The organism is Streptomyces sp. SP17BM10 (assembly GCF_036322405.1).
GTDB lineage: Bacteria > Actinomycetota > Actinomycetes > Streptomycetales > Streptomycetaceae > Kitasatospora.
This window is the reverse complement of record NZ_JAQYXB010000582.1, coordinates 23,205-29,726: the sequence shown is the minus strand read 5'-3', so window position 1 is coordinate 29,726 and position 6,522 is coordinate 23,205. Positions and strand designations below refer to the sequence as shown.

General features: G+C 72.8%; 9 protein-coding genes and 1 pseudogene. 2 read left to right on the top strand and 8 right to left on the bottom strand.

Annotation, left to right across the window (positions count from 1 at the left end):
* On the top strand, positions 1-192 hold a 192-nt coding region (locus PUR71_RS18830), incomplete at its 5' end, for a non-reducing end alpha-L-arabinofuranosidase family hydrolase (RefSeq protein ID WP_329928194.1).
* A 79-nt stretch (positions 193-271) separates the two neighbouring features.
* On the opposite strand, the gene PUR71_RS18825 is transcribed toward PUR71_RS18830, so the two are convergent.
* The 6 genes from PUR71_RS18825 to PUR71_RS18800 form a co-directional block, all read right to left on the bottom strand.
* The gene (locus PUR71_RS18825) at positions 272-577 is read right to left on the bottom strand and encodes a hypothetical protein (protein ID WP_329928193.1); all 306 of its coding nucleotides are present in this window, start codon (positions 575-577) and stop codon (positions 272-274) included.
* An 18-nt stretch (positions 578-595) separates the two neighbouring features.
* A complete protein-coding gene (gene larC, locus PUR71_RS18820; protein ID WP_329928192.1) occupies positions 596-1,024 on the bottom strand; it encodes a nickel insertion protein in 429 nt (142 codons plus the stop codon).
* A 273-nt stretch (positions 1,025-1,297) separates the two neighbouring features.
* On the bottom strand, positions 1,298-1,585 hold the full coding sequence (locus tag PUR71_RS18815) for an antibiotic biosynthesis monooxygenase family protein (RefSeq protein WP_329928191.1): 288 nt from the start codon (positions 1,583-1,585) through the stop codon (positions 1,298-1,300).
* 66 nt (positions 1,586-1,651) lie between these two features.
* Positions 1,652-2,578: an NADP-dependent oxidoreductase gene (locus PUR71_RS18810; RefSeq protein WP_329928190.1), complete on the bottom strand. Its 927-nt coding sequence runs from the start codon at positions 2,576-2,578 to the stop codon at positions 1,652-1,654.
* A 549-nt stretch (positions 2,579-3,127) separates the two neighbouring features.
* Complete coding sequence (locus PUR71_RS18805) at positions 3,128-3,463, bottom strand: STAS domain-containing protein (RefSeq protein ID WP_329928189.1); 336 nt, start codon at positions 3,461-3,463, stop codon at positions 3,128-3,130.
* A complete protein-coding gene (locus tag PUR71_RS18800; protein WP_329928188.1) occupies positions 3,454-3,966 on the bottom strand; it encodes a J domain-containing protein in 513 nt (170 codons plus the stop codon). The genes PUR71_RS18805 and PUR71_RS18800 overlap by 10 nt, the downstream gene beginning before the upstream one ends.
* 236 nt (positions 3,967-4,202) lie before the next feature.
* Between PUR71_RS18800 and PUR71_RS18795 the strand changes: the two are divergent.
* A pseudogene (locus PUR71_RS18795) lies at positions 4,203-4,379 on the top strand (Hsp70 family protein); the annotation flags it as partial.
* Positions 4,380-5,346: 967 nt separating this feature from the next.
* Here the strand turns inward: PUR71_RS18795 and PUR71_RS18790 are convergent.
* Together PUR71_RS18790 and PUR71_RS18785 are read right to left on the bottom strand one after the other, a co-directional pair.
* Positions 5,347-6,249: a methionyl-tRNA formyltransferase gene (locus PUR71_RS18790; protein WP_329928187.1), complete on the bottom strand. Its 903-nt coding sequence runs from the start codon at positions 6,247-6,249 to the stop codon at positions 5,347-5,349.
* The gene (locus PUR71_RS18785) at positions 6,246-6,455 is read right to left on the bottom strand and encodes an MbtH family protein (protein WP_329928186.1); all 210 of its coding nucleotides are present in this window, start codon (positions 6,453-6,455) and stop codon (positions 6,246-6,248) included. Before PUR71_RS18785 ends, PUR71_RS18790 begins: the two co-directional genes overlap by 4 nt.
* Between the last annotated feature and the right edge of the window lie 67 nt (positions 6,456-6,522).

The window sequence follows — 6,522 nt, the reverse complement described above, 5'->3', positions numbered from 1 at the left end:
GGCAAGGCCAACAGCGGCGCCACCTGGACCAACGACATCAGCCACGGCGACCTCGTCCGCAACAACCCCGACCAGACCATGACCATCGACCCCTGCCACCTCCAACTCCTCTACCAGGGCAAGAACCCCAACGCCACCGGCCCCTACGACCAACTCCCCTGGCGCCCCGGCCTCCTCACCCTCCAGCACTGACCTGCCCGGTCCGCGGTGATCACGATCGGCTCCTGAGCCTCGCCACTTCGTCATCGGAGGTGGCGAGGCTCGTGCGTTCTCAGGCCTCCTCGGTGGCGGGCTGCCGCTCGTGGGTGAGCCGGCCGGAGACGAAGCCGTCGATCACCACGGGCGCCGCGCCGGTGCCAGCCCCGGCCACGGCGTCGGCCAGGCACGTCAACTGCGCGGCAGCGGACAGTATTTCGGGGTCGAGATCGGTTCGGACGGTGTCCCCGAGGTCGCGCACGCGCACCTGCTCGGACCGCAGTCCGGCACCGGCGAGCGCCTCGCGCACCGCCGGCTCGGCGCGGTCGACGCGGGCCAGGCGGTGGCCGGTGCGCGGCGGCCCTCTCCTCGACGGCGCCACCGCCGCCGGATCCACTGTTCACGGCGTTCCGTCCTCCTTCGTCGAGCGGTCGGGGTGGTCGGGGAGGTCGAGGTGGTCGCCGGGGGCCTCCTCGGCCCGTCGACGGGCCCGCTCGGCGACGGCGCGCAGCGGCAGGCCGGTTCGCCGGGGGGCGGCCGAGGCGTCGTCGTACTCGGCCTTGACTCCGAAGGGGCCGTGCTTGACCCGCACGGACACGCCGTCGATCTCGACGTTCCGGGTCCGCCGGGGTGCCACGGCGCGCGTCCGGACGGTCTGGCGGACGCCCAGGGTCCCGGTCTCGGCGAGGATCAGTTCCCGCAGGCGCCCGGCCGTCCCGGGCCTGGCGAGGACGTGCAGCACCTGTGCCGGGCGGCCCTTCTTCATGACGGCCGGCGTCGTCCACGCGTCGAGCGCGCCTCTTCCTCTTCGATGAACTCGCCCGTTCAACCTGCCACTATGTCCTCCGACGAACCCATCCCTGGGTGCCTTGAGGGGAGTTTCCTCCTGGATTCATCCCATGGATCGGTGGGGAGGCTGCTTCCTGCGACACCTCGCGACGCGGCGCAGCCCGTTGCCGGAATGCCGCGGGCCTCACCGGTCGAGAGCCTTCGGCGGGATGTGGCGGACCGCGACGGCCGGGTGCGGTCGAACCGGCGCGGCCGAATCGGCGCGGCAGGCCCTTGATGCACAACGGCACGGTCAGGCGGCGGTCAGCTCTCGTCACACGACGGCGTAGGCCTCGGCCTGGCGGTCGATGAGGTGAGGGGTGATGCCGGCGAGGACCAGTCGCTCGTACGCGGCACTCTCACGGTGGGCGGCCAGTGCTTGCTCGTCCTCGTATTCGGCGAAGACGACGAAGGCGGACCGGTCGCGCAGGGAACGGACCACCCGGAAGGAGAGCACGCCGGGCTCGGTCAGCGCGGCCTCGGTGACGGCGGGGAGCAGGTCAGCGACGCGTTGCTCGGCGCCGGTGTCGGCGAGCCAGTCGGTGATCACGACGAGGGACACGGCGGGTCCTTCCGGGTGGGGCGGGGCGGCCGTGGCGGGTGGGCGGGCCGCCGGGGGCGAGCTGGATCAGGGGATGGTGACGACGATCTTGCCGCGGGTGTGGCCGGCGGCGTTGAGGCGCTGGGCGTCGGCCGCCTGCTCCAGGGGGAACGTCGCCGCGACCTCGACGGTGAGCCGGCCGGTCTCGGCGAGGTCGGCCAGGGCGCTCAGGTCGGCGACGTCGGGTCGCACGAAGACGTAGCGGCCGCCGAGGGCGAGGACGGCACCGTCGGCCACGGAGGCGAGGCGGCCGCCGTCGGAGAGCAGGGCCGGCGAGATCTGGAGGGCTTCGCCGCCGATCAGGTCGAGGACGGCGTCGAGGCCGTTCGGTGCCAGTGCGCGGACGCGGTCGGCCAGGCCGTCGCCGTAGGCCACCGGCTCGGCGCCGAGGGTGCGCAGGTAGTCGTGGTTGCGCTCACTGGCCGTGCCGATCACCCGGGCGCCCAGGGCGACGGCGATCTGGACGGCGAGCGAGCCGACCCCGCCGGCGGCCGCGTGGATCAGCACGGTCTCGCCCGGCTTGACTTCGAGGGCGCGGGTCAGGGCCTGATAGCCGGTGAGGCCCGCCAGCGGCAGGCCGGCGGCCTGGGCGAAGTCGAGGCCGGCGGGCTTGCGGGCGAGGGTGCGCACGGGCGCGGCGACGTACTCGGCGAAGGTGCCGCGGCGCACCAGGTCCTCGCGGACGTAGCCCATCACCTCGTCGCCCGGGGCGAACTCGGTGACCCCGACGCCGACCTGCTCCACGACACCGGCGACGTCCCAGCCGGGGATCACGGGGAAGACGACGTCCAGTGCGCTGTCGAGGTAACCGGCCTGGATCTTCCAGTCGACCGGGTTGACCGAGGCCGCCGCCACGCGGACCAGGACGGAGTCCGGGCCGAGCTTGGGCTCGGGTACGTCGCCGTACTCCAGGACGTCCGGTCCGCCGTAGCCGCGGTAGGTGATGGCCTTCATGGTGGTGCTCCTCGTAGCAAGTGTTGAGCAACTCGATGGTTCATGTCCTCAAGTAATGTCGACGGTAAGGGTGGATGGTTGAGAGTGTCAAGTAATGCTCCACGCGGGAGTAGCCGCCGGTGCCTCGGCGGGTCGAATGGGTCTTCGATCGCCGTGATGGGCCCTCCACGCTGACGTAGCGGGTCGGGGGTCCTGCCTGTCGGGCGCAGAGGGGGATCGTCCTGCGGCGCGAAGCCAGGCGGCTCTTCATGGAGTTCCTGCCGGTGATGATCGAGACGTGGCCGCCGGGCTGGTAGGTGTACCAGACCCCGATCACCCGGATGTCCCACCAGCGGCCCACCGCTCCGGCCGTTTCCGAGGCGGCTGTGCGGGAGCGCGCCCGGACCCGGACCGGCAGCCCCCCGTACCCGGGCCGGATCGACGCGAGCCCTTGCGGCGCTCAGCCGTTGCCGTGCAGCCGTGGCACAGCCTGTTCGATGGTGCCGCGATCAGGCGCCAGACACCGACGGCCCGTACCCGCGCCGCGGTACGCGGCCCCTGCAAGCCCGTTCAAGCAGGTCGATGGGGTTCGACCAGGTCGGTCAGGCCGAGAAGGTCGAACAGCCGGGCGACGATCGGTGCCCGCACATCCGTGACCTTCAGGACGATGCCTTTCTCCTGCGCCTGACGATGGAGCCGTTCCAGGGCCCCCGCGCCCGAGCAGTCGCAGAATCGCACCTGCGCGAAGTCCAGCTCGACGCGGCTGGGTCCGCGTGCCAGGCACTCCTTGACGCGGTGGTCGAGCTCGGCGGCCGTGGCGAGGTCGATCTCGCCCGTGACCGCGAGGGTGGCCCCGCCGTCCCGCCAGGCGACGGCGGTGCGGAAGTCGTTGCCGTTCACAGCCATGGGTCCACCTCCCACAGCCGGTGCTGTATCCACTCCCAGAGGTCGTCGGCACCATCCCGCGCCCACACCGACGCGACCGGCGGTTCGATCCGCACCGGACCGACCCGAACGAGGGGTTCGGCCCCGTACGGCATCGCCGCGCTGGAGGGAGTCGGCGCGGAGCGCACAGGCTGCGCGCCGTCGCCTTCCCGGACGACACGTACGGATACCCGTCGGCGCGCGGCCGGAGGACGGGCCCAGGCGCCGGCGGCCCGCGACCGGGGCCGGGGCCGGGCGGTCCGGCGTTCGGCGTCGTAGGCGGCCCGCAGCTCGGGATCGTGCAGGACCTCGTAGGCGGCGACCACCGCGCCCAGTCGCTCCGTCGATCCCGGCGCGAGGGGGCGGGTGTCGGGGTGCAGCAGCCGGACCAGGCTGCGGTAGGCCGAGGTGACCTGTCGCCCGGACGCCGTGGGCTCCACCCCCAGCACCGCGTAGTGATCGCGTCGGTCTTTCGATCCCGTCATGGCGGACCACCTCCCGGGCGACCCGGCAAACCACCTCATGGAACTGGATAGAACCTTGGCGAACGCTTGTCAAGATGCCCGAAATGAGGGCACGAGGACGGATGGATGGGCTCCCGCGAGGGCCTCATCGCCGTCCCGACGGTCAAGGCCGGACAACCCCTTGGCTTGACAGTATGCGACTCAAGTTTTATGTGTCGGCAGGAGGAAGTTCTGTGTGTGAACGCGATGAAGGAGGGAGGATGACCGTCACCGGCGGCTCCGCCCTGCCCAAGAACGACATCGACCGCATGATCCGCGAGGCCGAGCAGCACGCCGAGGAGGACCGCCGCCGCAAGGAAGCCGCCGAGGTCCGCAACCAGGGCGAGCAACTCGCCTACTCCACCGGGAGGCTCCTCAACGACAACCAGGACAAGGCCGCCTCGGTGGGGGTACCGAGGCCTTAAGGGCGCATCCCCCTCACCCTCGACGGGAGTCGAAACGGGGAGCCGCCCCCACCGGTTGACCGGCCGCGGCCGCCCGGCCTCCGCAGCTCACGACCTGACGGTGTGTCACTTGCCGTGGGCGGCCTTGCGGCGGCGTCCGCGGAGCACCAGCACGCTGCCGGTGGCGAGGGCGATCAGACCGCCGACGGCGCCGTAGAGGACCGTGCCGCTGGTGCCGGTGGTGGCCAGCCCCTCGGCCGTGCCGGTCTGGGTCGGTGAGGCAGTCGGCGTCGCGTCCGCGCTGACCTGAGCGGGCGCTGCGGCGGCTCCGCCGGCGGTGGCCTGGGCGCGGCTGCCGACGGTGCCGGCGGCGGAGGGGACCGGGGCGCGGCGGTGTTGAGGCCGACCCCGGTGCCGGGCACCGTGCCCAGCGCGGTGCCGGCGTCGACGGTGACGGCGATGCCCGGCGCGGCGCTCGCTCCGGGCGCCAGGGCGCCCGCGCCGGCCCCGGTGAGCACGACCGTCATCGCTCCCGCCGCGATGCGGCTGCCGGTGCGGCCGCGGTCGTGGACGCGACTCCGGGTCAGGGTCTGCGGCCGGGCTGCGGTCTGGGGGTCGTCAGGTGACACGTGTGGCTCCCGATCGGAGTGCGTGGATGCGGTCCGGGGGGGGCGGGCCGCATCCGGCCCACCCTCGCCGTTCTCCCCCAGTGGTCGCCCAGCCCGGAAAGGTTGCCGCCCGATCGGGATTCCTTGGCGGCAGGACCTCCGGGTGCGCCAGGGCAGCGGCCAGTCCACCTCCACGCCTCGTTCGCGGCGGGTGCCGACGATCAGGTAGAGGAGGTGGCCGGCTGTCGAGCGGGGCCCTGCGCCACAGTGGCGCAGGGCCCCGGTGCGTGAGCGCGGCCTGAGTTCCGATCAGGTGGACTGGTGGTCCGGGCGGCGGCCGCTCGTGGTCGTCATGCCGGGTCCAGTGGGTCGGCGGCCAGTACCCACAGATCGCCGGTGCCGCAGGGCATCCGGCGGCCGGTGCCCGGTGGCGGCTGTTCCAGGGTGGTGCGGCGCAGCTTCCAGGGGATGCCGTCGATCACCGCGATCGGGCCCTGGACGCGGGGGTGGTGGCCGGCGATGTTCCAGGCGCGTACCTGGGTGTGGATGGCGGTGGCGGGTCGGGACCAGTCCACCGTGGCGTAGTCGTCCGAGAAGAATCCGGCCCAGGTGGCCTCCCGCTGTGGTTGCGGTTCGCCGACGTCCCCGCGCACGAGCCCCCGTAACACCTGCGGCAGCATCGACGAAGCCGCCTCCAGGACGCGTGAGTTGACGCCGGTGAAGGACCACATCGTGTCGTCCAGGGGGATCGTGGTGCGGGCGAGTACGGAGCCGGTGTCCAGTTGCGCGTCCATGCGGTGCCAGGTCACGCCGATCTCGCGTTCGCCGTTGCGCACGGCCCAGCCCACGGGGTTGGGGCCGCGGTAGGAGGGCAGGTTGGAGGGGTGGCAGTTGACCGTTCCCAGGCGGGGCGCGGACACGGCGGAGGCGGGCAGTTTTCTGGGGTAGCCGTAGCTGACGGCCGCGTCCGGGGCGTAGGCGTGCAGGAGCGCGGCGATCGACTCCGGATGGGAGGGGACGGCCAGGTCGACCCCCTCGGGTAGGTCGTGCTCGCCGAGGACGTGGCCGGGCCAGTCGGTGGGACGGCGGTGGCCAATCACCACCGGGACCTGGTGTCCGAGGGCGCGCAGTGCTTCGACCAGCGGCGGGGCGGTCTGGGGTAGCGCTGCGACGACGGCGATGCGCAGGGCGGGGGTTTCCTGCCGGTTTCGGGCGGCCGTCACGGCCGTGGTGCCGGTGTCGGTGGCGGTCATCGGGTGGCCTCGGCGGTGTGCAGCGAGTGCGGTCGGAGGTCGGTCCAGTTCGTCTCGATCCAGGTCAGGCAGGTGGCCCGGTCGGTCGCGGGGTGGACTTCGCGCCAGCCGGCCGGGACGGTCAGGTGGGCGGGCCAGAGGCTGTGCTGCTCCTCGTCGTTGGCGAGGACCAGGAAGGTCGCGTCGGGGTCGTCGAAGGGGTTCACGGGTCTCCTCGGGGTGGCGGCGCGGCCGGCCGCCGGGTCGTTGTACGCGTGGTCGGAAGGGCCGTCG

Coding starts and splice junctions, on each gene's coding strand:
- PUR71_RS18810 (WP_329928190.1), bottom strand. CDS start 2,578: ATGAAGGCCATCACCTACCGCGGCTACGGCGGACCGGACGTCCTGGAG.
- PUR71_RS18805 (WP_329928189.1), bottom strand. CDS start 3,463: ATGGCTGTGAACGGCAACGACTTCCGCACCGCCGTCGCCTGGCGGGAC.
- PUR71_RS18800 (WP_329928188.1), bottom strand. CDS start 3,966: ATGACGGGATCGAAAGACCGACGCGATCACTACGCGGTGCTGGGGGTG.
- PUR71_RS18790 (WP_329928187.1), bottom strand. CDS start 6,249: ATGACCGCCACCGACACCGGCACCACGGCCGTGACGGCCGCCCGAAAC.